Source organism: Nonomuraea antri (assembly GCF_013283785.1).
In the GTDB taxonomy this organism is placed as follows: domain Bacteria; phylum Actinomycetota; class Actinomycetes; order Streptosporangiales; family Streptosporangiaceae; genus Nonomuraea; species Nonomuraea antri.
Genome location: NZ_JABCPZ010000048.1, coordinates 12,187 through 36,548 on the forward strand (window position 1 = coordinate 12,187; position 24,362 = coordinate 36,548).

27 protein-coding genes are annotated in these 24,362 nt (G+C 72.8%); 11 read left to right on the top strand and 16 right to left on the bottom strand.

Annotation, left to right across the window (positions count from 1 at the left end; genetic code table 11):
- Nucleotides 1–29: 29 nt before the first annotated feature.
- From HII36_RS18060 to HII36_RS18085, 6 genes are all read right to left on the bottom strand, one after another.
- Nucleotides 30–1,232, bottom strand: a complete 1,203-nt coding sequence (locus HII36_RS18060) for an ABC transporter permease (protein WP_173524370.1) — start codon at nt 1,230–1,232, stop codon at nt 30–32.
- Entirely contained in the window at nt 1,229–1,921 is a 693-nt protein-coding gene (locus HII36_RS18065) for an ABC transporter ATP-binding protein (RefSeq protein ID WP_173524371.1), read from the bottom strand. Before HII36_RS18065 ends, HII36_RS18060 begins: the two co-directional genes overlap by 4 nt.
- On the bottom strand, nt 1,918–2,943 hold the full coding sequence (locus HII36_RS18070) for a peptidoglycan-binding protein (protein ID WP_328807764.1): 1,026 nt from the start codon (nt 2,941–2,943) through the stop codon (nt 1,918–1,920). The genes HII36_RS18065 and HII36_RS18070 overlap by 4 nt, the downstream gene beginning before the upstream one ends.
- Nucleotides 2,944–2,954: 11 nt before the next feature.
- Nucleotides 2,955–3,413: a hypothetical protein gene (locus HII36_RS18075; RefSeq protein ID WP_173524372.1), complete on the bottom strand. Its 459-nt coding sequence runs from the start codon at nt 3,411–3,413 to the stop codon at nt 2,955–2,957.
- 170 nt (nt 3,414–3,583) lie between these two features.
- On the bottom strand, nt 3,584–4,399 hold the full coding sequence (locus HII36_RS18080; protein WP_173524373.1) for an NmrA family NAD(P)-binding protein: 816 nt from the start codon (nt 4,397–4,399) through the stop codon (nt 3,584–3,586).
- A 36-nt stretch (nt 4,400–4,435) separates the two neighbouring features.
- On the bottom strand, nt 4,436–5,053 hold the full coding sequence (locus tag HII36_RS18085; RefSeq protein WP_173524374.1) for a TetR/AcrR family transcriptional regulator: 618 nt from the start codon (nt 5,051–5,053) through the stop codon (nt 4,436–4,438).
- 52 nt (nt 5,054–5,105) lie between these two features.
- Between HII36_RS18085 and HII36_RS18090 the strand changes: the two genes are divergently transcribed.
- Nucleotides 5,106–6,503: an NAD(P)/FAD-dependent oxidoreductase gene (locus tag HII36_RS18090; RefSeq protein WP_173524375.1), complete on the top strand. Its 1,398-nt coding sequence runs from the start codon at nt 5,106–5,108 to the stop codon at nt 6,501–6,503.
- Between the two features lie 53 nt (nt 6,504–6,556).
- Here the strand turns inward: HII36_RS18090 and HII36_RS18095 are convergent, their stop codons facing one another.
- A complete protein-coding gene (locus HII36_RS18095) occupies nt 6,557–7,339 on the bottom strand; it encodes a hypothetical protein (RefSeq protein WP_173524376.1) in 783 nt (260 codons plus the stop codon).
- A 119-nt stretch (nt 7,340–7,458) separates the two neighbouring features.
- On the opposite strand from HII36_RS18095, the gene HII36_RS18100 reads away from it, so the two are divergent.
- Nucleotides 7,459–8,415, top strand: coding sequence for a cyclase family protein (locus HII36_RS18100; RefSeq protein WP_236003614.1), 957 nt, complete (start codon nt 7,459–7,461; stop codon nt 8,413–8,415).
- 141 nt (nt 8,416–8,556) lie between these two features.
- Here the strand turns inward: HII36_RS18100 and HII36_RS18105 are convergent, their stop codons facing one another.
- A complete protein-coding gene (locus HII36_RS18105) occupies nt 8,557–9,285 on the bottom strand; it encodes a hypothetical protein (RefSeq protein WP_173524377.1) in 729 nt (242 codons plus the stop codon).
- Nucleotides 9,286–9,302: 17 nt separating this feature from the next.
- On the bottom strand, nt 9,303–9,896 hold the full coding sequence (locus tag HII36_RS18110) for a matrixin family metalloprotease (RefSeq protein ID WP_173524378.1): 594 nt from the start codon (nt 9,894–9,896) through the stop codon (nt 9,303–9,305).
- A gap of 244 nt (nt 9,897–10,140) precedes the next feature.
- Between HII36_RS18110 and HII36_RS18115 the strand changes: the two genes are divergently transcribed.
- The 7 genes from HII36_RS18115 to HII36_RS18145 all read left to right on the top strand — a co-directional run bounded on the left by HII36_RS18115 (nt 10,141) and on the right by HII36_RS18145 (nt 16,216).
- Nucleotides 10,141–10,698 (top strand): GNAT family N-acetyltransferase, encoded by a 558-nt coding sequence (locus tag HII36_RS18115; RefSeq protein ID WP_407940806.1) that lies wholly within the window; start codon nt 10,141–10,143, stop codon nt 10,696–10,698.
- A gap of 131 nt (nt 10,699–10,829) precedes the next feature.
- On the top strand, nt 10,830–11,393 hold the full coding sequence (locus HII36_RS18120) for a hypothetical protein (RefSeq protein WP_173524380.1): 564 nt from the start codon (nt 10,830–10,832) through the stop codon (nt 11,391–11,393).
- 234 nt (nt 11,394–11,627) lie between these two features.
- On the top strand, nt 11,628–12,656 hold the full coding sequence (locus tag HII36_RS18125) for a helix-turn-helix transcriptional regulator (RefSeq protein ID WP_173524381.1): 1,029 nt from the start codon (nt 11,628–11,630) through the stop codon (nt 12,654–12,656).
- A complete protein-coding gene (locus HII36_RS18130) occupies nt 12,640–13,392 on the top strand; it encodes an SDR family NAD(P)-dependent oxidoreductase (protein ID WP_173524382.1) in 753 nt (250 codons plus the stop codon). Before HII36_RS18125 ends, HII36_RS18130 begins: the two co-directional genes overlap by 17 nt.
- 89 nt (nt 13,393–13,481) lie before the next feature.
- Entirely contained in the window at nt 13,482–13,778 is a 297-nt protein-coding gene (locus tag HII36_RS18135) for a DUF3817 domain-containing protein (protein ID WP_173524383.1), read from the top strand.
- An 84-nt stretch (nt 13,779–13,862) separates the two neighbouring features.
- A complete protein-coding gene (locus tag HII36_RS18140) occupies nt 13,863–14,855 on the top strand; it encodes a hypothetical protein (protein WP_173524384.1) in 993 nt (330 codons plus the stop codon).
- 80 nt (nt 14,856–14,935) lie between these two features.
- Nucleotides 14,936–16,216, top strand: a complete 1,281-nt coding sequence (locus HII36_RS18145) for a cytochrome P450 family protein (protein WP_328807765.1) — start codon at nt 14,936–14,938, stop codon at nt 16,214–16,216.
- Here HII36_RS18145 and HII36_RS18150 read toward each other — a convergent pair.
- Nucleotides 16,194–18,083 (bottom strand): DUF4132 domain-containing protein, encoded by a 1,890-nt coding sequence (locus HII36_RS18150; protein WP_173524386.1) that lies wholly within the window; start codon nt 18,081–18,083, stop codon nt 16,194–16,196. The genes HII36_RS18145 and HII36_RS18150 overlap by 23 nt on opposite strands.
- Before the next feature lie 335 nt (nt 18,084–18,418).
- Here HII36_RS18150 and HII36_RS18155 point away from each other — a divergent pair, with 335 nt between their 5' ends.
- A complete protein-coding gene (locus HII36_RS18155) occupies nt 18,419–18,886 on the top strand; it encodes a tetratricopeptide repeat protein (RefSeq protein WP_173524387.1) in 468 nt (155 codons plus the stop codon).
- Nucleotides 18,887–18,904: 18 nt separating this feature from the next.
- Here HII36_RS18155 and HII36_RS18160 read toward each other — a convergent pair whose 3' ends face one another.
- From HII36_RS18160 to HII36_RS18170, 3 genes are all read right to left on the bottom strand, one after another.
- Nucleotides 18,905–19,315 carry a VOC family protein gene (locus HII36_RS18160; RefSeq protein ID WP_173524388.1) on the bottom strand — a complete coding sequence of 137 codons (411 nt, stop codon included), beginning with the start codon at nt 19,313–19,315 and terminating at the stop codon, nt 18,905–18,907.
- Between the two features lie 10 nt (nt 19,316–19,325).
- Nucleotides 19,326–19,778, bottom strand: coding sequence for a helix-turn-helix transcriptional regulator (locus tag HII36_RS18165; RefSeq protein WP_173524389.1), 453 nt, complete (start codon nt 19,776–19,778; stop codon nt 19,326–19,328).
- Nucleotides 19,779–19,896: 118 nt separating this feature from the next.
- Nucleotides 19,897–20,796, bottom strand: coding sequence for an NAD(P)-dependent oxidoreductase (locus HII36_RS18170; protein WP_173524390.1), 900 nt, complete (start codon nt 20,794–20,796; stop codon nt 19,897–19,899).
- Between the two features lie 32 nt (nt 20,797–20,828).
- On the opposite strand from HII36_RS18170, the gene HII36_RS18175 reads away from it, so the two are divergent.
- The gene (locus tag HII36_RS18175; protein ID WP_173524391.1) at nt 20,829–21,182 is read left to right on the top strand and encodes a winged helix-turn-helix transcriptional regulator; all 354 of its coding nucleotides are present in this window, start codon (nt 20,829–20,831) and stop codon (nt 21,180–21,182) included.
- 115 nt (nt 21,183–21,297) lie between these two features.
- On the opposite strand, the gene HII36_RS18180 is transcribed toward HII36_RS18175, so the two are convergent.
- From HII36_RS18180 to HII36_RS18190, 3 genes are read right to left on the bottom strand one after another with little or no spacing between them, the layout of a single operon-like run.
- Nucleotides 21,298–23,085: an ABC transporter permease gene (locus HII36_RS18180; protein ID WP_173524392.1), complete on the bottom strand. Its 1,788-nt coding sequence runs from the start codon at nt 23,083–23,085 to the stop codon at nt 21,298–21,300.
- 6 nt (nt 23,086–23,091) lie between these two features.
- Entirely contained in the window at nt 23,092–23,820 is a 729-nt protein-coding gene (locus HII36_RS18185) for an ABC transporter ATP-binding protein (protein WP_173524393.1), read from the bottom strand.
- The gene (locus tag HII36_RS18190; RefSeq protein ID WP_328807766.1) at nt 23,817–24,359 is read right to left on the bottom strand and encodes a PadR family transcriptional regulator; all 543 of its coding nucleotides are present in this window, start codon (nt 24,357–24,359) and stop codon (nt 23,817–23,819) included. The genes HII36_RS18185 and HII36_RS18190 overlap by 4 nt, the downstream gene beginning before the upstream one ends.
- Nucleotides 24,360–24,362: the final 3 nt, after the last annotated feature.

Genomic DNA, 24,362 nt, shown 5'->3' on the forward strand with positions numbered 1-24,362 from the left:
CTCCCGGATGTCGGTCGTCATGGTACGTCTCAGGCGGACAGGGCCAGCGTCGGCGACATCCGAGCGGCCCGCATCGCCGGGTAGAGTCCGGCGATGGCGCCGACGGCGAGCGTGGCGCCGAGTCCGCCGCCGATCACCCACGTGGGCACGACCGGCGGCAATCCTTGTGTCAGCGCGAACCCGATGGTGCCGGCCACTCCCAGCAGCGAGCCGGTGAGCCCGCCCGCCCCGGCCAGAATCAGGGATTCGGCGAGAAACTGGATGCGTACCTGGGCGGTGGTGGCCCCGAGCGCGCGACGCAGGCCGATCTCACGACGCCGCTCCAGTACCGAGATGATCATCGTGTTGGCGATGCCGACCCCGCCCACCAGCAGGGCCACGCCGCCGACACCGAGCAACAGGCTGGTGAACGCCCCCGCCACCGCGGCCCTCGCCTCCAGAGCGTCGGAGGGGCGGCTGACCGTGACCTCTTCCGGATGCTCCGGGTTCGCCGCGTGATTCAGCAACGCCCTGACCTCCGTGACCTTCTCCTCAGCGATCTTCGTGTAGACCAGGGTCGGGTGTCCATCGAAACCGAGGAAGGCATCCGCCGCGGCGAAGCCGACCAGCGCGGCCACGTCGACGTCCGCCGCCAGTGGCGATTCGGCCAGGACCCCGATCACCGTCCACCACTGGCCGTTGATCCACACCGGGTCTCCCGCGGTGGCGGCGAGCCGTGTGGCGGCCGTGGATCCCAGCACCACGGAGCGTTGTGCCGCGGTGGCCGCATCGTGCCACCTTCCGCTGCGGACAGGGGTCCGCAGGACCTCCAGCAGATCCAGGGACGTGGCGCGGACCTGAAGGCCACCGGTGCGCGTCGAAGGGATGCGATCGTTGCGGTAGACGGCCTCGCCGGTGTCACCGGTCTGACCGGTCATGGCGACATGCTCCACGCCCCGGATCATCCGGCCCGCGTTCTTCGGCAGCCTGGCCTTCTTCCCGGAGAACTGCTTGCCGGGGGCGACGGTCAACATGTTCGTCCCCAGCTCGTCCAGGGTCTCCATGACGCGAGCCTGGCTGGAGGAGGAGATGCCCAGCACCGCCACCATGGTCGCGATGCCGATGGCGATCCCCAACGCCGACAGCACGGCCCGCGTGGGCCGGGCGCGCAGCCCCGCCACACCCACCCGCGCCACGTCCTCCAGGTTCATCCGGGCCGGGGTCAGCCGTGCTCCGCCGATCCGATCCGTCATCGGAGAGCTCCCGTCTCGCCGGACTCATCCGTGACGACCAGGCCGTCACGGATGTGGATCCGGCGTGGCGCGGCGGCCGCGACCTCCAGGTCGTGCGTGATGATCACCACGGTGGCGCCGGCGGCGTTCAGATTCCGCAACGTCGCGAGAACCTCCGCCCCCGATGCGGTGTCAAGGTTGCCGGTCGGCTCATCGGCCAGCACCAGCGACGGCTCCCCGACCACGGCGCGGGCCACGGCGACCCGCTGCCGCTCCCCGCCCGACATCTGATTCGATCGGTGCTCCAGCCGACCCGCCAGGCCGACACGCTCCAATGCCGCACCCGCCCGCCGCCGGCGTTCACGCCGCGCCACCCCGGCATACAGCAAACCGTCAGCGACGTTGTCGAGAGCGGAGACTCCGTCCGCGAGGTGGAACTGCTGGAAGACGAACCCGATGTGCTGGGCGCGCAGCGCGGACAGCTCGTGATCGCTCAGCTGCGCCACGTCGTAGCCGGCGATGCGCACCTGGCCCCGCGTCGGCCGGTCCAAGGTGCCGATCATGTTGAGCAGGGTCGATTTGCCCGACCCGGAAGGGCCGACCATGGCGACCAGTTCTCCGGTGTCCACGCGCAGATCCACTCCTCGCAGCGCCAGGACGCCACCGGGAAACTCCTTGGTCACCTTGCTCAGCTCGACGACGGCGGTCATGGCTTGGGAACCTCGACTCTCACGCCCTCCGACACGCCGGCACCAGAGATCTCGACGCGGCTCCCGATGAACAGGCCCGTCTCGACCGGCACCACCCGCCGGGTTCCGCCCTGCACCACCCGCACACCGTACTGGCCGCCTTCTCGCGCGATCAGTGCCTCGACCGGCACCGACAGCACGTCCTCGCGGCGCCCGGTTCGCAGCTCGACCGTGACCGGCGCCTGATCCAGCCTGCCCAGTTCGCCGCCGACCTTGACGATGACCTCGATCGTCGCCGGACTGTCCGCATCGTTCCCGGGCCGTGCGACGGTCCCGACGGAGGAGATCGTTCCGGCGATCTTGCTGCCGTCCGGCAGTTGCACCCTCACCCTGGCGCCCTTTCGAGCGAATCGCAGGTTGGAGGTCTCCAGTTCGATGGTGACAGCCCGTTCGGTCCTGGTCGTCGTCACCACCGAACCTTCAGCGGCATCCCCCGCCTGCTTGGTGTTCTCCGCGATCCGAAGCGCGCCCCTCGAGAAGAGCACTTGGCTCACCTCCGCCCTGCCCGTCGCCACCAACCCCTTGTCGCGCTGCCAGGCCCACACCGCCCGTGCGGTCACCGCGGTGAAGGTCTTGTCGACCGTGCCGGGCTTGTATCCCAGCTTGACCAGGTTCTGCTCCAGCTGCCGGACATCCGGGCCGGTGGCGCCGACACCAAGGCGCCGATACATCGGGACGGCGCCGTACATCAGGAACACCGGTTCGCCCGCCACCTCGTACAGCCGGCCGCCCCGGCGCACCACCGTCCCCTCGGCGCGGGTGGCCGTGACCACCCCGCCGGCGCGGTTCGGCTGGATGCGGCGGCCGGCGTACCCGAGGGTGCCGCTGACCTGTTTGGTGTCCACCATGTCGGACCGGGTGATCGGCACGGACGTCGCCTGCGCACCGTCGGGGCTCGTCGCCGGCGCCGCCGTACGACCGGGGAGGTTCATGAACCCGACCACGGCCCCGCTTCCGATCACCGCCGCGCCGCTCAGCAGCACCGCCGTGCGCCTCACTCGGAGTTCCCGGGAGCCTGCTCCTTGCACGCCTGCTGCGCCTGCTGAACCACCGGCGTGTCCTCGGTCATCCCGTCCGGCAGCTTCACGGCGACACCGCCGTCGGGATCCTGCTTCGGGTCCGGCATGTCGACTCCCGCCTCGCGCATGCACGCGACGTACTTGAGCGCGGTGTCCATCGCCTGCTTCTTGTCCTCGGGCGACATCTCCTCACCGGCCGGGGCGTACTGCTTGCAGGCCGACTTGGCCGCGTTGCTCTTCTCCGGGGAGTCCGCCTTGATGTCCAGCCCGTCGCTCCGCTCCGTGACGGTGAGACCCTGATCCCGCAGGCACGCCGCGTACTTCGCCTGATCACCGGAGTTTCCCCGCGCCCCGGGGCCGTCGCCGCATGAGACGAGCACCAGTGAGGCAGCCAGGAGGGCTGCTCCCTTCAGGGCAATCTTCATGTTCGCCATGCCCCGCAGCATGCTGGACGAGGGTTTAAGAGAAGCTAACCGGATTTGCTGAACTCATCTTTAACTCAGGCCGCCATCCGAGCTCGACTACTGTCGTATGTACGGCCTGCTGTGCATGGAGGTCCTGCGCCGATCTCGAACCGGTCCACGGGGCTCGGCGTCGACGGGCGCTACGCGGGCCTGAACCGCGCCGCGTGTTCGGCGGCCCACTGCTCGAACGTGCGCGCCGGGCGGCCGAGCACCCGTTCGACGGTCGGGTCCACGGTGGTGGAGTCGGCCGTGGGCGCGGCGTACCAGCCGATGACGTAGTCGGCGTCCGCCCGCGACACCCCGGTGGACATCAGCCGTTCGACGGCCTGCTCGTGCGTGATCCGCTCGAGGACGATGTCGCGGCCGGCCACCTCGGACAGGATCGCGATCCGCTCGCTCGGGGTCAGCGGCGCGGGCCCGGTCAGGTTGTAGACCTGCCCGGAGTGCCCGTCGTCGAGCAGCGCGACGGCCGCCACGGCGCCGATGTCGGCCTCGTGCACCAGCGCGCTGGGGAAGTCGTACGGCTCGCGCACCACCCCCTCGGCCACGATCGTGCCGGCCCAGGTCAGCGTGTTCGACATGAACTCCTGCGGCTCCAGCCTGGTCCACTCCACGCCGGAGGCCGCCACGGCCTGCTCGACCGGGCCCACCGCGCCGCCCCACACCACCGTGATGCGCCGCACGCCCGCGTCCACCGCCCGTTTCACCAGGTCGGGGCCGACCTCGGCCAGCCCTGAGGTCACCGTGACGTGCAGGCGGTCGACGCCGTCGAGCGCGGCGCCCAGCGTGTCCGGCTCGTTGTGCGTGCCGCTCACCAGCTCCACCCCGGACGGCAGCCGCCGCGCCGCCGCGATCGGATCGCGGGTCAGCGCCCTGACGCGCTCCCCGCGCCGCACCAGTTCCGCGACCACATGACGCCCGGTGTTCCCGGTGGCGCCCGTGACAAGTGTCGTCATCGTCGAGCTCCTTTCCTCACCGGCAACGCTAGGAACTCAACCGCGCTTGAGGTCAATCCTGGACGACTCCAGCGCGCTCAGCAGGTCGATGAGCAGGTCGACCGCCTGGTCGAGGCGTGATCTGTCGGGGTTCAGCAGGTATTCGATCTCCAGCCCCGTCACCGTGGCCACCAGCAGCGTGGCCAGCGCCTCCGAGCCCGTACGCTCGCGCAGGACACCGGCGGCCAGCGCCCGCCAGCCGTCGACGGCCCGCTCGTAGAAGCCGGGGAACCGGTCGGGATGGCGGCCGGCCAGCACGGTCAGCTCCAGCCACAGCCGCAGGTAGGAGCGGGCCTCGGGCTCGCCGAGCGCGGCCAGGTAGCGGCGCAGCAGGTCGGGCAGGCTCTGCCCGGGCTCGCCAGCCAGCGCGGCGAGCTCCGCCCGCAACGTGGTCTCCACGTGCTCGACCACGGCCGCGAGCAGCTGGTCCTTCGAGCCGAAGTGGTAGGTCAGCGTGTAGGTGCTGAAGCCGAGCGCCTGCGCGAGCTGGCCCAGGGTGAGCGTGTCGAGGCCGCGTTCGGCCACGACCTTGACCGCGGCGTCGAGGATCTCGGCCCGCCTGCCCGGCTGGGCCGGCCGGCCCACCGGGCGCTTGGCTCTCTCCTGCTGGGTCATCGGCCTCACCCGTCCTTGATTTTCCATGACGGGCATTATCATAATGACCGTCATGCAAAAGAGGATGCCGGGGCTGTGGCTCGACGGGCTGCCCGCGATCGAGCCACGTCACGCGCTCGACGGGCCCGCGGAGGCGGACGTCGTCATCGTCGGAGCCGGGTTCACCGGCCTGTGGACGGCCTACTACCTGCGCAAGCTCGACCCCGGGCGGTCCGTGATCGTCCTGGAGGCCGAGACCGCCGGGTTCGGCGCGTCCGGCAGGAACGGCGGCTGGTGCTCGGCCGAGCTGCCGTCCGGGCTCACCGGCCTCGCCCGCAGGCACGGCCGGCAGGCCGCCGTCGATCTGCAGCTCGCCGCCGTCGACACGCTCGACGAGGTGGCGCGCGTGACGCGGGAAGAAGGCATCGACTGCGGCCTGAGCAGGGGCGGCGTCCGGGTGCTCGCCCGCACCCCGGCCCAGCTCGACCGGCTGCGCCGCGCCAAGGCGGTGCGGGAGCGTTTCGGGTTCGGCGACGATCACTTCCGGCTGCTCGACGCCGCGCGCACCGCCGAGCACCTGGACGCCGCCGGTGTCCTCGGCTCCGCCTACAGCCCGCACTGCGCGGTGCTCGATCCGGCGCGGCTGGCCCGGGGCCTGGCCGAGGCCGCCGAACGGCACGGCGCCGTGCTGCGCGAACGCACCCGGGTGGAGCGCATCCTGCCCGGCCTGGTGCGCACCGGGCGGGGCGACGTCCGGGCCGGGGTGGTGGTCCGGGCCACCGAGGGGTTCACCGCGTCGCTGCCGGGGGCGGGCCGGGCGCTGGCGCCGTTCTACTCGTACATGATCGCGACCGCGCCGCTGCCCGAGTCGTTCTGGCGGCAGGCGGGCTGGCGCGACCGCGCGGCGGTCGCCGACCTGTGCGCGCACTTCACCTACCTGCAGCGCACCGCCGACGACCGCATCGCGCTCGGCGGGCGCGGCGTCGGCTACCCGTGGCGGTCCAGGGTCTCGCCCGCCCGCGAGCAGGCCCCGGCCGTCTGGCGGCGGCTGACCGAGACGCTGCTGACCCTCTTCCCCGGCCTGCCCGGGCCGCTGATCACCCACCGGTGGGGCGGGCCGCTGATCACCCACCGGTGGGGCGGGCCGCTGGCGGCCACCTTCGACTTCACCCCGTACGTCGGCTTCGACCGGGACGAGGGCCTGGCCTGGGCCGGCGGCTACGGCGGCGACGGGGTCGCGCTCACCAACCTGGCCGGTCGCACGCTGGCCCAGCTCATCGCCGGGATCGACGGGCCGGAGACCCGCCTGTGCTGGGTCGGCGCGCGGCCACGGCACTGGCCGCCCGAGCCGCTGCGCTGGCTCGGGATCAACGCGGGTTCCGCGCTCGCCCACACCGCCGACCGTTACGAGGAACGCACCGGACGCCGCCTGCCCGTCGTGGGCGGCCTGCTGGAGTCACTGCTCGGCTGACCGGACCCAGCGGAATGCCCTTGGCCAGGATCTCGGGCGTCGCCGTCGTGCGGTCAGGCCGGGCCGAGGCCGGTGCAGTAGGTGATGGTCGCGTCGTCGGCCGCCACCGCGTGGCGCGCCTCCGCCTGCCGGACCCGCTCGATGATCTCGGCGGGACCGCTCGACGCCAGGACGGCCATGACCCCCGGCCAGTCGAGCAGCCCGAACCGGTCCACGACCCGGCCTGCCCCGTTGCTGAGCAGGGCGGCGCCGGCCAGGCCGGAGATCGGACGGCGGCCGGTGATCGCCTCGTCCGCCGCCCGCGGGTCGTCCTTGGCCAGCCAGAAGCCGCCCGGCCGGTTACGGTGGGCGCGCAGGTCGGCCAGGACCCGGCGATACTCGTCGCCACCCTGGACGGCGGCCTCGAGCGCGGGCAGGTACGACCGGCTGATGATCACCTCACGGGGGTCGGCGACGACCAGCGGCGTGTCACCGGCTCCGCCGAGCACGACGACCGTGTCGCCGAGCACCAGATACTCGGCGAAGCCGCCGAACAGCCGCAGCATGGCCACGGTCGCCGACGGGCTGATCGGGTCGGCGACATCGCAGGTGTCGCGGTGATCGTCCGTCACCCGCTCGATGGCCGTGGCGAGCAGTTCGGGCAGGCCGCGGTCCGGCACACCGGCCAGCAGCCCGAGAAGGACGCCGCCGAGTCGGGTGGCGTACCAGGCCACGCCGTGCCGGCAGACCGCTTCCGCGCCAGGGATGCCGGCGCCGTCGAGCAGCACCGCGGCCGCGGGGACGGCGCCGGTGAAGTCCTCGTTCGCGCGCCCGGCCCGTTTCGCCGCGCTCGCCATCGTCACCAGCATGCCCTGCCGCCGATCCCGTCGATCGCGAATGCCGGTGTGCCGAGGAGTGCGCGGGATAGCCTGCCTGCGGTGCCTCGAACCACATGACCGGAGGAGTCGATGCCGACATGACGGCAGAGCGGCCGATGCCCACGCAGGACGACGTGCTCGGCTACTTCGACACGCTGTCGAACTGGGGCCGGTGGGGCGACGACGACGAGCTCGGCACGTTGAACCTCGTCACTGACGACGTCCGGCTGGCGGCGGCGCGGGCCGTGCGCCACGGCAGGAGCGTGTCGTGCGCGTGGGAGGTCGCCGTCCCCGGCGACATGGAGCGGTCGACGACGAGTTGCCCGTGCGCCGCCGACATGCCCGGCGCCGAGAACATGCCGGCGCCCGGATTCCGCCACGACCGCCGCTGGGGCTTCTCCACCGAGCGCCTCGGCCTCACTTTCCACGGCAACAGCCTCACCCACATCGACTCGCCGTGCCACATCTTCTGGGACGGCACGATGTACAACGGGCGGTCGCACACGCTGGTCGACGCCGCGACGGGATCGGCGTGGGGCGCCGTCACGGCGGCGGCGAACGGGATCGTCACGCGCGGCGTCCTGCTGGACGTCGCGAGCGCGCGCGGGGTGCCGTGGCTGGAACCGGGGGAGGGCGTGTTCCCCGACGACCTGGAGGAGGCCGAGCGCCGCCAGGGGGTGCGGGTGCGGTCCGGCGACGCGGTGCTCCTGCGGACCGGCCACGGCCGCGTCCGGCACGAGCGCGGCCCGTCCGGCGGCCACACGCAGGCCGGGTGGCACGCGTCCTGCCTGCCGTGGCTGCACGAACGCGAGGTCGCGCTGATCGGCGCCGACACCCCGCAGGACGTCCAGCCGTCGGGGTACGACGCCGTGCTGATGCCGGTTCACGCCGTGAGCCTGGTCGCGATGGGGCTGTGGATGCTCGACAACTGCGACCTGGAGGCGTGCGCGGCGACGGCCGCCGAGCTCGGCCAGTGGGACTTCCAGCTCGCGGTCGCGCCGGTCCGCTTCGCCGGCACGTCGGGCAGCCCGGTCAACCCGATCGCCACCTTCTGAGCCGGCACCGGCGCGGCCGAGGATCGGCGGGGCGCGAGGGCGAGGCGGCCGTACCGCCACACCCTCGCGCGGTGGATCAAGCGCGCGGCCCGGCCGTTCCGGCGGCTCGCCGCTGCTGCGCCCGAGGAGCGGGCCTGGGACTCACGAGCAGGCGGTGAGGCTCGTGGCCGCCGGGCCGAACTCCTGTTTCACGGCCGGCTGGGCCGTGGTCAGCGCTGTGGTGAGCGCGTTCGCGTCCCGGCCTGTCATCTGGTCCTCGAGGCTGGGGGCGAGGCCGTCGGGGACGGCGGCGGCGAGCGCCTCCGCGGCGCTCTGCACGCGGCCTTCCGTCTCGCCGTTGCCGATGACGCCGGCGTCGTAGGGGAGGGTAGAGTCGGCGCCGAGCCCGCGCCACTGGGCGGGGACGTGGTCGCCGGGAGAGCAGCGTTCGGGCTCCCAGGCGATGGCCATGATGTAGCTGTGGCCCAGCTCCATGCGAGGGGCGCCCTCGCCGGCCATCTTGCTCCGGTGGGCGAGGTCACCTTCGGTGAACTGCCAGCCGTGGGCGAGCCAGGGGAAGCTCCGGGGTGCGGGCTGGGCGACGCCGGGGCGTGACCACAGGACATTGTCGACGCGCAATTCCAGCCGGCGCAGGATGAGCCCTTCGCCGCGTTCGCGGGCGGCGCGTCCGGGGTCGAGCTCGGTGGCGGCGGTGGGAGTGACGGCGACGACGTGGTCGGCGTAGGTGACCCAGTCGGAGGCGGTCTGGTTGGGCCTGCGGTCGCTGCCGTGGGCGATGATGAGATCTTCACGCGCCGAGGAGGTGCCGGCGCAGGCGGTGACGGCCATGGCGACGGCGCCGAGCGCGGCGAGGAAGGCGGTGCGTTTCACGGGTGGTCCTTTCCGGCTCAGTAGGTGGCGTTGATGTGCTCTCTGTTGTTGCTGCCGAGGGTGACCGATCGGCCCACCGGGTCCTGCAGGCACCCGAGCTGGGGGTCATTCCGTGCGCGGCGAGGAGAGGCGATGTCGCCGTGGGTGAGCCCGACGGCGTGCCCGGTCTCGTGACAGCTGACCCCGAGGCTGTAGGTGCCGCCGCCTTCGATGCGTATGTACTGCTGGTCACAGACGTGCCTCGGGGCCGGACTGGAGTCGTTGCACCAGTTCATGCCTATGTAGTCGCCGGGCACGGGATACTCCTCGTAGTAGATGTCCGTCTCGGCGCTGCCCGTCCAGACGGGCGTCGAGTCGTAGTGGATCGTCAGGTCGGTGGGCGCGTACTGGCTGGCCAGCATGTTCCTGACGATGTCCTTGTCGACCGCTTCGAGCGCGTTGTCGTAGCCGTCGAGGTTGCCGCTGTCCATGTAGTAGTAGACGGCGGCGTTGTCCGTCCGGCAGACCACGCCGCCGTTCGCGCTGCCCTCGGCGCAGGCGCGGCTGTAATTGGCGGTGGGGACCATGTTGTCGGTGTAGGCGGCCCAGGCGACGCCGGTCACGACGAGCATGCAGACAAGAGCCCCGGCGGCGAGCGCGCGGAGCCTGTGTCGTATGGATCTTCCTCGATGTTCGGCCATCATGCGATCCTCCTGTTGCTTCCGAGCCCGACGAGTGGGGCAGGACACGCGCACGTCCACGTCAAAGATCACAGGTGAGGTGTGCGGAACGGCTGCAGGAAATCTGCAGTCGCGGAGACGGTCGGCGCACGGTGGCAAGGAACCGGGCGGACGTGCGCGGCATAGGATGGCGCCGGTGATCGACAGCACCCTGCGTACCGACCGGCTCCTGCTGCGGCCCTGGCGGCCCGCCGACCGCGAGCCGTTCGCGGCGCTCAACGCCGACCCCGAGGTCATGGCGCACTTCCCCGCCACGCTCACCCGCGCGCAGAGCGACGCGTTCGCCGACGCCAGCGACGGCCTGATCACCCGCCAGGGCTGGGGACGCTGGGCGCTGGAACGGCTGGACACCGGCGAGTTCATCGGCTTCACCGGCCTGCACCGGCCCACCTTCGACGCGCCCTTCCTCCCGGCGACGGAGATCGCCTGGCGGCTGAGCCGGTCGGCCTGGGGCCACGGCTACGCGACGGAGGCGGCCACGGCGGCGCTCGCCTTCGCCTTCGACCGGCTCGGCCTGGACGAGGTGGTCTCGTTCACGGCCACGGTCAACACCCGCTCCAGCGCCGTCATGCGACGCCTCGGCATGACCCACGACGCGGCCGGCGACTTCGACCATCCCGTGCTGCCGCCCGGCCACCGGCTGCGCAGGCACGTGCTGTACCGGCTCACCGCCGCCGACTGGAAGGCTCGCTGACCGCTGTCCCGGACGAAATCCTGTCCACCGACATCGACCGCGAACCAGCGCGTATTTGGACGTGTTCCTCCTGCGGCAGGGCGGGATGTAATTCCCCGGAGCCGGGGGGCCCAAGACAAACGGGGAGACACGTGAATCTCAGCATTGCGCGCAGGACCAGCTTCCGCGCCCTCGCCACGGGGGTGCTGCTGGCCATCTCGGCGGCGGCGTTCAGCGCCACGCCGGCGCAGGCACTCACCAACGTGACGGCGACCGGCGGCAAGTTGTCCGTCAACGCCGGCAACGTCGGTGATCACATCACCATCAACGTGGAGAACGGCGCCCTGGTGGTGCGCAACTTCAACGACACCATCAAGGCGGGCAGCTTCACCTGCACCAACGTGGACGTCAGGACCGTCAAGTGCAACAGCACGGGGATCACCAACATCCTGGTGAACTCGCAAGGCGGCGCCGACACGGTGATCAACAACACCGCGCTGACGTCCAGGGTGTTCCTCGGTCCCGGCGGTGACGTCTTCGAGGGCGGTTCCGTCCGGGACTTCGTCAGCGGCGACGGGGACAACGACCTGATCGAGGGCAACGGCGGCAGCGACATCCTGCTGGGCAACGACGGCGGCTTCGACCAGGTCTTCGGCGGGGCGGGCACCGACGTCTGCGACGCCGAGGCGGAGAACTCCTGCGAGGTCGACGCCTGACGTATCCGCACAGGTCCCACCGGCCCGGCGTCCGCGGCAGGCGCCGGGCCGGTGGCTGTCCGGGGGTCTCCGGTCGTACGCGGAGGATGAGGTCGTACGCGGCGGATGAGCAGGCACGCCATCAGGCCGAGATCGCCCGCCGCGTCTCGGCTTCGTGACGTCGGCGGGAATGGCGCGATCGTTCACGACATCGTCCGGTGCCGGTCTCTACGCTCGAGGCGGAGGTGAGCGGGGATGGACGAGGGATACTCGGCGGCGGCGATGGTGTCGCTGGTCGCGGCGTCGCTGCGGCGTCGCGGGCTGCCGCTGCCGTTCGAGGCGTCCGTCCTGGATGGGGGCGGGGGAGTGGCGGGCCGCGACGGGACGCGGGTGTCGCTGAGCGCCAAGCGGCGGCTGCTCGCCGCCGTCGCCGAGGCGTACGGCGAGGGTGAGCTGGTGCTTGCCGGGCAGGCGGCCATCGGCGGGCCGTTCGACGCGCTGGGCCACGCACTGGCGTCCGCGCCCACCCCTGGCGAGTGCCTGGCCAGGTGGCGGCGGCTGGAACGCTACGTGCACTCCCGGCACCGCACAATCATCACCACGCAGACAGCGGAACCCACCGGAAGCGCGGAAACGGCGCGAACCACCGACGGCGTCGTCGTGCACCACACGGCGCCGGCCGGTCCGCCGCCTGTCAGGCACGAGAGCCTGCTCGTGGCCGGGGTGCTGGCGGGCCTGCTCTCGGCGCAGGGCTGCACGACCGTCCGGCTGAGCCTGGCCCACAAAGCCATGCCGCCCGTCACGACCACGTTGCTCGACGGCGGCCGTCTCGTTGCCCCTCGCGTGCCTCCGGGCCCGGTCGACCGGTTCCGCCTGACCTGGACCCAGGGAGCGCCCCGCCAGACGCCCACCGAACCGGAACCACCCCCCGCCGGGCGCGGCACGGTGACCGAGGCCGTGCTGCGCCGCATCCTCACCGACCCCACCAGGCGATGGACGCTCGGCGAGCTCGCCGCGGCCACCGGCACGTCCGCCCGCACCCTGCAACGACGGCTGCGCGAGGAAGGCGGCTCGTTCTCCACGACGATCGCCACCGCCCGCGTCATGCGGGCCTCGGCGCTGCTCGCCGACGCCGCAGTGCCGTTGTCGACGGTCGGCTTCCTGGCCGGGTACGCCGACGGCCCCCACTTCTCGCGCGAGTTCGCCCGGCGGTCCGGCACCAGCCCTGGCCGGTACCGGACCGTCATCACCCATGCGGAGATCGATCATGAACCTGCCCTATGACCGCGCCCTCGTCACCGGCGGCAGCACCGGCGTGGGCCTCGCCCTGGCCGCCGAGCTGCGGCGGCACGGCTGCTCGCGGGTGGCGCTGTGCGGGCGCGACTCCCACCGGCTGGCCCGCGCCCGCTACGCGCTCGGCCCGGACGTGCTCACGGTGCGCTGCGACGTCACCGACCCGGACGACCGCGCCCACCTGGTGTCGGCGATCGAGCAGGAGTGGGGCGGCCTGGACCTGCTGGTCAACAACGCCGCCGTGCAGATCGAGACCGACCACCTGGCCGGGCCGGAGCCGGCGACGCTGCGGTCGGTGTCCGACGAGATCGAGACGAATCTGGCCGCTCCGGTGCTGCTCACCCTGGAGGCGCTGCCGCTGCTGCGGGCGGCGGATCGGGCCGCGGTGGTCAACATCGGCTCCAGCCTCGCCGTCGCGCCCAAGCGGGCCGCCCCGGTGTACTGCGCGACCAAGGCGGCGCTGTCGACGTACACGCGGGCGCTGCGGTACCAGTTCCAGGAGTCGGGCGCGCGGATTCAGGCGGTCGAGGCCGTGCTGCCCCTGGTGGACACCGACATGACGCGCGGACGCGGCAGCGGGAAGATCAGTCCTGAGCAGGCCGCGGCGGAGATCGTCCAGGGGCTGGCCAGGAACCGCGCGGAGATCTACGTGGGCAAGGCGCGCCTGCTGCCGATCCTGATGCGGCTGGCCCCGTCGGTGCCGCGCCGGATGCTCCGCGCCGGCTGACGGACGGCGTGAGGAGGGGCCGGTGCCGCACGCCGCCGTGCTCTACAACCTGTAGAGTGTGGCCGGACCATCGGGGAAAGGGTGAAAGCGTGCTGCGCTGGTTTCGAGCTGTGGCGGTGGCCGAGGCGTGCTCCTGGGCGGGGCTGCTGGTCGGGATGTTCTTCAAGTACGTGACCGAGACCGGCGAGCTCGGCGTGAAGGTGTTCGGGCCGATCCACGGGGCGCTGTTCGTGCTGTACGCGCTCGGCGTGGTGCTCTCGGCGCGCGAGGCCGGCTGGAGCCGGGGCGCCGTGGTGCTCGGGCTGGCCTGCGCGGTGCCGCCGTTCACCTCGATCTGGTTCGAACGCCGGATGGCGGCCCGCACGTCCGCCGCCCAGCCCGCCTGACGCCCTTCCCGGACCCGGGCCAGGACTGATGGGCCGGGAACAATCGTGTTGCCGCCCCGCCGGCATCTGCGGTATTGATCACCAATGTCATTGATCAGGGTGATCAGCATGGCCGCCGACCTGCTCGACAAGACCTCCGGGATGCGCATCGGCGCGGCATGGCACGATCCCGCTCTCGACCAGGCTCTGCCGCGGGTGAAGGCGGGGCGGTTGCCGTCCGGGCTGGAACTGATCAAGCAGGCCCGCGGCGACAACGAGCTGCGGGCGCTGCGCGTCGACCTGCTGGCCACGGCCGCCGCCGGGCACACCGGCGCGCTGTCGCGGCTGGCGCAGGACGACGCCGACGCGCTCCTCTGGCTCGGCGCCGCGCGCATCAAGCAGGCGTGGGCCATTCGCGGCGGTTCCTACGCCAAGTACGTCGGGGCGAAGCGGTTCCTCAGCTTCTGGGACGTGCTGGCGCAGGCCGAGGAGCCGCTCCGGCAGGCGGCGAAGGAGTTCCCCGACGACCCCGTCCCGTGGGACCGGTTGCAGTGGCACGCGCTCGGCATGCAGGCCGGCCGCGACGAGCTCGACGGCATCTGGGCGGAGCTGACCGCCCGCGACCCGCACCTGTACGCCGGGCACTACAGCCGCGCCCAGACCCTGTGCGCCAAGTGGGGCGGCTCGCACCAGGAGGTGCTCGACTTCGCCAGGGACAGCGCGGCCGTCGCGCCGCCGGGCGATCCGATCTCCGCCATGCCGGCCCTGGCGCACTTCGAGATCGCCTGGAGCGAGGACCACGACTCCGAGCGTCCCACCCAGGAAGTCCTCGAGTCGTACTTCGGCGACTCGGTCGTGTCGGCGGAGCTGAGCCGGGCGGCCGACGCCTGGCGCGGCCGGCCGCGTCCGCACCCGCGTTCGCCGGACGCCGCCCATCTGTTCGGCGCCGCCTTCTACTTCGGCGGGCACCTGCGCCGCGCGCAGGGGCTGCTGGCCGAGGCGGGCAAGCGCATGCCGGAGATCCTGCCGTGGGCGGCCGCCTCGCTCACCCCGGGCCGCCGTTACGCCCGCGCCCGCCGCGACCTCGGCCTCACCTGACGGCGATCTCGCGGGCGCCGTTGAAATGACGCCCGGCCGGTTGTGGGATGGACGTTGACCCCCCGCCACCGGAGGTGCCCGTGAGCCCGCACTCACCCGTGACCCTCGACCGCACCGGCGTCCACCTGTACGAGCAGCTCGACCGGTTACGTGCCGCGGGACCGGCGGTCCGGGTGCGCCTGCCAGGCGACCTGGTCGCCTGGTCGGTCAGCCGCGGCGACGTCGTCAAGCGGCTGCTGACGCATCCGCACGTCTCGAAGGACGCCCGCAAGTCCTGGCCTGGCTACCGGCCGTACGCGATCGGCTGGCTGATCGCCTGGGTGGACGTCGTCAGCATGCTCACCGCCGACGGCGCCGATCACCAGCGGCTCAAGAACCTGGTCGGCAAGGCGTTCACCGCCCGGCGCATCGAGGCCATGCGGCCGGCGATCACCGCGATCGTCACCGGCCTGCTCGACGAACTGGCCGCCGGGCCGCCCGGGCAGCCGGTGGATCTGCGCGCCCGCTACTCCTACCGCATCCCGACCCAGGTCATCTGCGACCTGTTCGGGGTGCCGCGGGAGCAGCGGCCGGCGATGCTGACCGCCATCGACGCCGTCCTGGACACCAGCCTGTCGCAGGAGCAGGCGGCCGAGGCGCAGCAGCACATGATCGCCGCCATGCGCCGGCTCATCGACACCAAACGGGCCGACCCGGGCGACGACATGACCAGCCGCCTCGTCGCCGCCTCCGACACCGGCCCCGCCGACAACCCCACCGAACATCACGACATCGACCCCGAGCCGCTGACCGCCGACGAGCTGATCAGCACCCTCGTCCTCATGATCGGCGCCGGCAGCGAGACCACCGTCTCCCTCATCGACCACGCCGTCACCGCGATGCTGACCCACCCCGACCAGCTCGCCGCCGTCCGGCGCGACCCGGACCGGTGGGCGGACGTCATCGAGGAAACGCTGCGCCAGCACTCACCGGTGATGCACCTGCCGCTGCGTTACGCCGCCGCCGACATCCCGCTCGACGACGGGGTCACCATCGCCAAGGGCGACCTGATCCTCATCGCGTTCGGCGCCCACGGCCGCGACCCGGCCGTCAACCCCGACCCCGGACGTTTCGACATCGACCGGCACGACCGGGCGCACCTGGCCTTCGGCCACGGCATCCACTTCTGCCTCGGCGCGCCGCTGGCCAGGCTGGAGGCGGCCATCGCGCTCCCCGCCCTGTTCGCCCGTTTCCCGCACCTGCGCCTGGCCGTCCCGGCCGGTGAGCTGCGCAGGCAGCCGTCGTTCATCGGCAACGACGTGCAACGGCTGCCCGTCATCACCGGCCAGGAGTCGCCGCTCACGCCTGGAGCTGGCGGGTGATGGAGGGGTCGGTGATGGCGGTGTCGTCGGCCAGCAGGAACGCCTTGCTGAGGATGAGCGCCAGCAGCCCGTCCGGCTCGAACGGCAGGAACAGCCCGGCGTGGGCGTCGCGCCCGGAGACGATGCACAGGTAGGCGTCGTTGGGTTCCATCAGGACGTTCGCCGACCCCAAGTGAATCTTGTACGTGCGCAGATCACCCCGGACCACCAGGAAACGGTCGGTGACCGTGCACCGGTCGGCGATGACCGTGCGCCCGATCAGCCGTGCCAGCGTGTCGCGGCGCACCTCGGCGGACGGCGGCAGCGTCCCGAACGAGCCGGACCACCAGTAGTCACGCAGCCGGCCCGGCTCGCGGTCGGCGCCCCTGGGGTCGGTCGCGATCGAGGCGACGGCCACGAACAGGTCGACGTCGCGCATGCCCTCGCTGAACACCAGCGCGGGCACCTCGGTCAACGGCGCCGTGCGCCACCCGGCACCGGCCGCCCGCTGGAAGGCGACCTGGCCGGTGAGCGCGTGGTGCTCGTCCCAGAGGTGGTGGTCCAGCATCACCCGCCAGCGTCCGGCGGCCAGCACCCGGTAGGCGTCGCCGTCGTGGCCGCCGTCCCAGGAGCCGAGGAAGTCGGAGTGCCAGGCGCGCTGCTTGAACAGCGCGCGCAGCCTGCGGTAGTCGAGGAGGTGGTCGGCGAACCTGCCCGAGTGGGCGCCGCTCGCCTCCTCGGCCGGGGTGATCGGGTAGATCTCGCGGAAGGCCTGCTTGAACGGCTGGCGCAGCTCCTTGTCCTGCACGACCTGGCGCCACTCGCGCACCTGCGCCGTCGACGCGCGGGCCGGGTGCCACAGCCGCACCGGCGCGTCCGGCACGTTCATCCCCAGCTCGGCGCGCCACACGCCGGGGGAGACCTCGAACTCCCAGATGAGCCGATCGGTGACCGGGTTGCCGGCCAGCTGCCGGTACGGCGGGGCCGGCTCGGCGGTGTATCCGGCCTCCAGCGCCCTGATCAGGGTGGCCTGCCGCTGCCTGGCCTGCTCGGCCAGCTCGCGCAGCCGCTTGACCTCCTCGGGGTGCTCCCGCCTGACCGCCGCCGGGACGGATTTCAGCTTCTTGTCACCGTGCCACCACGTCAGCTCGGCCGCGCCGTCGGTCGTCGAGATCACCGCCGTGTGCTCGCCGACCGCCTGGCGCAGCCGCCCGTCGGGCAGCCTGAACGCCACCTCCAGCCGGTTGCCCAGGGCCGGCTCGATGCGCTTGAACATGCGGTCGAGCTGCTTGGCCGCCCCGGCGTGGCGGGTGATCCTGCGGGCGGCGCGCAGCGCGGAGATCGCCTCCGGCGTCGGGTGCTCCTCCGTCGCGCGGGCGATCTCGAACAGCAGCCCCTGGGACGGCAGCGTCTTGCCCGGCGTCGGCCCGGCCGCGAGGCCGCGCACCAGCGCGTCGAGCAGTTCGGGCAGCCACGGCTCGTCCCGACGCAGGGCCAGCCTGGCGGCGCGGCCCAGGGTCGCCTTCTCCCGTTCGTCGAACGCCTTGTCGGCCTGGAACGGGAACTCGCCGGCGTGGATGGCGGCGACCCTGGCCGCGGCCAGCTCCAGCGCCGCCCGGCTGAACTCGATGTAGCCGGGCCGGCCTTCGAGCCATTCGAGCGCGCCCGCGCGGTGGGTTTCCGGCGGTTCCCTGAGCGCCTCGGCGAACGCCGCGCGTCCCGTCACGTCCCAGGTGAGCAGCACGTCGGCCTCGGCGACGGCGATCGGACCCCAGTGCCGGGCGAGCCCGGCGCGCACCTCGGCGTCCATGCCGGCCAGGCCGGCCGCCGCCAGCGCGGCGAACGGCTCGTGCGGCGGCCGGTCGTCGTCCAGGCACAACGCGATCATCGCGGGCCGGGCCCGCCAGCCGCCGCAGCATCTGCTCGTCGATCACGTATCGCGGGGAGTCCGTGCCGTGGTCGGCCGGCGTGCCCAGCCCGACGCACAGCTGGGGCGCGTGGGGCCAGAAGCCGGCGTCGTTCGCGGCGCCGAGGAGCAGACGGAACAGTCGCTCCGCGAGAGGGGAGAGAGACATGCGGGCGATTCCTGTCGGTGGCGGATCATGCGGGTGATGAACGTATAGCAGCACCGCACGACAATCCCCGGCCCCGCCACCCGGCCCCAGTCGATCCGGGATGATGGGCTGTCCCCACACAGCACGATCACGCCCCCAGGAGCCGCCGATGACCACCCCCGACCCGACGATGGCCAGGATCGGCCAGGCGGTGGAGCTGCATCACCAGCAAGGCCGGCCGGAAGCGGCTCGCGACCTGTTCGCCCAGATCTGGGATGACATCGGTGGCGAGCAGGGCGATCCGCTGCATGTCTGCGTCCTGGCCCACTCGATGGCCGACGTGCAGGACGACGTGCACCAGGAGCTGCAGTGGGACCTGCGGGCGCTCGCCGCCGCCGCGTTCGTCACCGACGAGCGGGTGGCCCAGGCCGGGGTGCCGCTCTCGGTGGCCGGCCTGTATCCGTCGCTGCACCTGAACCTGGGCGATTGCTACCGCAAGCTGGGCGACCTCGACCGCGCCCGTGAGCACCTGCGGCAGGCGCGGGCCCACGTCGACGCGCTCGGCGACGACGGGTACGGCCGGCTCATCAGGGGCGGCCTGGAGCAGCTGGCCGAACGCCTGGACGAGCCCGCCTGACCCCCGGTTCGAGCGCCGCTAGGCCTTGGCCGCCTGCTGGAAGCGCACCATGTTGCCCGACGGGTCGCGGAAGGCGCAGTCGCGCGGCCCCCACGGCTGGTCGATGGGCTCCTGCAGCACCTCGGCCCCGGACGCGCTGATCCGCTCGAAGGTCCCGTCGAGGTCGTCGGTGCTGAAGACGATCATCGGCAGGACGCCCTTGGTCAGCAGTTCCTGCAGCGCGTCGCCGTCGGCCTGGGAACGCCCGGCGTGCGGCACGGACAGCACGAACTCCGGGTCGGGACGCCCCGGGCTGCCCAGGGTGACCCACCGGAACTCCCCGGACGGCACGTCGTTGCGCACCTCGAGGCCGAGCGCGTCGCGGTAGAAGGAGAGGGATTCGTCGAGGTCGTTGACGGTGATGTGGTGATACTTGAGTGCGATGTCCATGCCGCCAACGTTAGGCGGCGCCGGCCCGGCCCGCTTCTCCGATCCTGCTCGATGACGTGGCCGCGGCCTTCCTGGTCGGCCGGGTGCGTGCCTTGGCCACGCAGGTGGGCATCGCCGTCACCGCCGGGTGCGCACGCGCCCGGTAGGCGCTCGGCGTCTCGCCCACCAGCTCGGTGAAGCGCGAGCTGAACGAGCCGAGCGAGGTGCAGCCGACGGCCATGCACGCGCCGGTCACGCTCATCCCCGCGCGCAGCAGTGCCATCGCCCGCTCGATCCTGCGGGTCATGAGATAGCTGTACGGCGTCTCGCCGTAGGCGGCGCGGAACCTGCGCGAGAAGTGCGCCGGGGACATGAGCGCGTGCTGGGCCATCGCCGGCACGTCGAGCGGCTCGGCGTAGGCGCGGTCGATCAGGTCACGGGCTCTGCGCAGGTGGGCCAGATCGGCCAGCTCTTCCGGGCGCATGCGCCGACGCTACCACCCGCCGGCGACCGCCGTTCCCGATCTCCGGCCAGGCGGCGTCGACCCGACGCCGCCGACCGCGTGGCCCGGCAACGGAGCACCCTCGAAGGTGAGGTCCGCGTCAGGAATCGGCGCGGGCCGGGTCGAGAATGTCGATGATGCGCAGGAACGAGGACGCGCCGAACCCGCGCCCCATCGCGCGCCGGCCCAGCCCCTCGGCCGCCCGCATCACGCCCGAGTCGATGCCGTGCTCCTCCGCCGCGTCGACGATGTGCGACATGGACGACACCGCCGAGCTGAGCGGGTTGCCGTCGCCGGAGAAGATCCGCTGGTCGACGTCCGCGACGGACTCGTCGATGATGGCCGGCAGGATGGCGGCGATGCCCTTGGCGAACGGCGCCAGCTCGCCCGCCGTGATGCCTTCGGCCCGGGCCACGGCCAGGGCGTGGGCGTAGCCGGCCATCGACGTCCAGAACAGGTCGAGCAGGGCGATGTCGTACGAGGCGGCCCGGCCGATGTCGGGGCCGAGGTGGGTGTGGGTGCCGCCGAGCGCGTCGAGCACGGCGCTGTGCTCCCGGTAGAGGTCCTCGGGGCCGCTGTGCAGGAACACCGCGTGCGGGGTGCCGATGGTGGGGGTCGGCGTCATGATCGCGCCGTCCAGGTAGCCGATGCCGTGCTCGGCGGCCCAGGCGGCGGTGTCCCTGGCGCGTCCCGGGGTGTCGGCGGTCAGGTTCACCAGCGTGCGGCCCTTGAGCGCGGCGGCCACCGCGTCGGGCCGCACGATGGTGTCGGCGGCGTCGTAGTTGACCACGCAGAGCACGCTCAGCGGGCTCGCGGCGACCGCCTCCGCGGCCGTCAGCGCGCTGACCGCACCCCGCGCGACCAGCTCCTTGTCCCTGCCGGGCGTACGGTTCCAGACGGTGACCCGCAGTCCCGCGTCCAGGAAGGCGCCGGCCAGGGCGCGACCCATCGGGCCCAGGCCGAGCACGGTGACGGCAGACTGTTGGTTGTACGAGGGCATGACTCGACTCCTCGGTAAGGATGGGATTGACGATGACGCGCAGCCGCGCCCAGGACCCGAACGTGTGCGGAGTGACCGCCGCGATCGCGGTGATCGACGGCAAGTGGAAGACCGCGCTGCTCTGGATGCTGGAGTCCGGGCCGCGCCGGCCCGGTGAGCTGCGCCGGGGGTTGCCCGGGCTCAGCGAGAAGGTGCTGACTCAGGCGTTGCGTGAGATGGAGGGCGACGGACTGGTCCACCGCGAGGTGTTCGACGAGCGCCCGCCGAAGACGGAGTATTCGCTGACGCCGTTCGGCCGTGAGTTGTCCGAGGCGCTGGCGCCCCTGTCGGACTGGGGGCACCGCCGGTTGGAGCTGCTGGCCGAGTCACATCCGGTGGCCTCATGAACACCTCACCCTCGCCTCCTCGACGGTCGTGGCGGTCACTCCGACCGCCACGACCAAGCTTCCGCCGTCCGGCGGTGACCCGGCAAGTACCCACAAATAAGTGGGTATGAGGAGGTCAGGCCGTTTCCGCGCTGAGGGTCCGCGCCACCGACCGCCGGGCCGCCAGGCGGGCGGGCAGCGCGGTGAACGCCGCCGTCACCACCAGGATCGCGAGCACGGCGGCCAGCGTCCAGGCGGCGGGCGGCGCGGTCCAGTTGCGCGGCGAGGTGAGCGCGAACAGGCCGACGCCCAGAGGAACGCCGAGGAGGCCGCCGGCCAGGCTGGGCAGGAGCTGGGCGGCCGCCAGGCCGGCGGAGACCTGCCCGGGGGTGGCGCCGAGCGTGCGCGCGATGGCCATGTTCGCCCGGGCCTCCATGGCGGTGGTCCAGGTGAAGGTGAGGGTGTTCACGACGGCCAGCGCGATCAGCAGGGCGGTGACGGCCAGCATCAGCTTGTGCTCGTGCTCGGCGCGCAGGTGGGGCAGGGCGGGCGAGAGGGCCGGGCCGTAGCCGCGTACCGGTCCGGCGTGCAGTGACAGCAGGCCGACCATCGCGATCACGGTGGTCGCGGTGGCGCACGCCTGCAGCACGGCGCGGCCGGGGCGGCGGGCGGTCAGCCGCAGCCCGAGCAGCAGCGGCGTGGGCAGCAGCGCGGACAGCGCGGTGAGCCCGGGCCGGTGACGCGGCTGGTGCGCGGTGGCCGCCAGCGCCGTGACCGTCGCCGTGCGCATGGCGCGCACGGTGGGGCGCAGCGTGGACAGCACCGCCACCGCCACGGCGAGCACGGTCGCCGCGACGACGGCGGCCCCGGTCAGCTCGGCCTCGCCGACCCTGCTGGCGGTGGGGCTGGCGATGGCGGGCAGGGCCAGGCGGGCGACGGCCAGCCCGATCGCGTCGCCGGCCAGCGCCAGGACCAGATACTCGGTGAGCAGCACGGTGGCGATCAGGCCCGGCGTGGCGCCGACGGCCTTGAGCAGCCCGGCCCGGCGCGTCTGCTCGACGGCGCGGCCGGCCGCCAACGCCGCCACCCCGCTGATGGCCAGGAAGCCGAGCAGCCAGCTGCCGATGATCAGGATCGGCCGGCTGCTCCTGAGTATGACCAGGTCCTGCTGGGCATTGCGCTGCCAGGAGTGGAAGGTGACGCGGACGCCGGGGTCGCGGTGCGCCTCGTGGAAGGTCTCGGCGGCGGCGGGGTCGCGCAGCTTGAGGTCCATCGCCAGGGTCACCGGCAGCTCGGCGGACGCCGCCAGCTCCCTGGCGTCAGACCTGGTCATCCAGGCCAGGCCGGTGTAGTCGACGGGGCCGCCGCCGGGACCGATCTGCGCCGCCCAGGGGTAGATGGAGGTGGCCGCGGTGACGGCGATCCCGACGACGGGATACGAGCGTCCGGCGATGGTGACCCGATCCCCGACGCCGACGCCGAGCGCGGTGGCGAAGCCGCGTTCGAGCACCGTGCCGCCGGAGCGCACCCAGTCGCCCGAGGTCACCAGCGGCCGGTTGACCGGGCCGGGTTTCTCGGCGAAGCCGTGCACCACCACCGGGGACCGCGTGGAGCCGCGCGTGCCGAGCAGGGCGTAGACGATGCGGTAGGGGCCGTGGTGCGCGACGACCTCCGGCGCCTTGGCCAGCGCGGCCAGGGACGAGGTCACGGCGCGGCCCGACTCGCCGGACAGCGCCACCACGTCGGGCCCGGCGGTGGCGGCGCGGGTCTGCTCGTACAGCCTGTCGCTCACGCCGCCCAGTGACAGGCCGAGCGCCATGGTGGCGGTGGCCACGCTCACCGCGAGCAGCAGCATCACGGCCTGGGCCCGGTGCCGCCGCACGTCGGCCAGCACCAGGCGGACGACGAGCACGAGGGAGCCCATGACGCCTCAGCCCTCCAGCCCGAACAGCGCGCCGAGCCCGCGCGGGTGGGCGCCGGCCATCAGGGTGTCGTCGACGAACATGCCGTCGCGCATCGAGATCAGCCGGTCCGCCGTGGCGGCCACCCGCTCGTCGTGGGTGACGATCACGAGGGTCTGCCCGGCGGCGCGCAGCTCCTCGAAGATCCGCAGCACGTCGAGTGTCGCGGCGCTGTCGAGGTTGCCGGTCGGCTCGTCGGCCAGGACGACCAGCGGGTCGTTGGCCAGCGCGCGGGCGATGGCGACCCGCTGGCGCTGCCCGCCGGACAGCTGCGACGGCAGATGCCCGGCCCGGTCGGCCAGCCCGACCCGGTCCAGCAGCTGGTCCGCGCGCCGCCTGGCCTGCCGGCGCGAACGCCCGGCCAGCAGCGCGGGCAGCTCCACGTTCTCGGCCGCCGACAGCTCCTCGACCAGGTGGAAGGCCTGGAAGATGAACCCCACCGACCGGCGCCGCATCCTGGCCAGGGCGCGCTCGCTCAGTGTGTCGACGCGCCGCCCGGCCACCCACACCTCGCCGCCGGTGGGCCGCTCCAGGCCGCCGAGCAGGTGCAGCAGCGTGGACTTGCCGCAGCCGCTCGGCCCCATCACGGCCAGCATCTGCCCTTGGGGCACCTCCAGGTCGACCTCGTCCACCGCGTAGACCCGGCTCTGCCCGTGGCCGTGCGTCTTCGTCAGGCCGCGGGCCCGTACTGCGCTCATGCGTCCTCGACTTCGTCTTCTGCCCTGGACCAGGCCCGCTCGCAGGCCTCCAGCCAGCGCAGGTCCGCCTGCAACCGCAGCACGACGCCTTCCAGCAGCAGCACCGCGGCCGAGCCGGGCGGCTCGGCCAGCGCGGCCCGCTGGGCCTCGCGCAGGCGGCGCAGCAGCTCGCGGCGCTGGGCGGCGATCAGCTCGACCGGGTCGGCCAGCCGGGCCGCGGCGGCCGCGGCGAGCTTGAGATGGAACTCCGCCAGGTCGGGTTTCGGCCAGCCCACCTCGGCCAGCCAGGCGGTCACCCGCTGCTGCCCGGCCGGGGTCAGCGCGTAGACCTTGCGGTCAGGACGCTCGGGCAGGCCGTCGGCGCGCTCGCAGACCACCAGCCCGGCCTTCTCCAGCCGGGCCAGGGTCACGTAGATCTGGCCGGGGTTCATCGAGTCGCCCAGCGGGCCGAGGCTCTGCCGCAGCCGTACGCGCAGGTGGTAGCCGTGCGTCGGCTCCTTGGCGAGCATCGCCAGCACCGCGTCCTGCACTCCCGACACCCC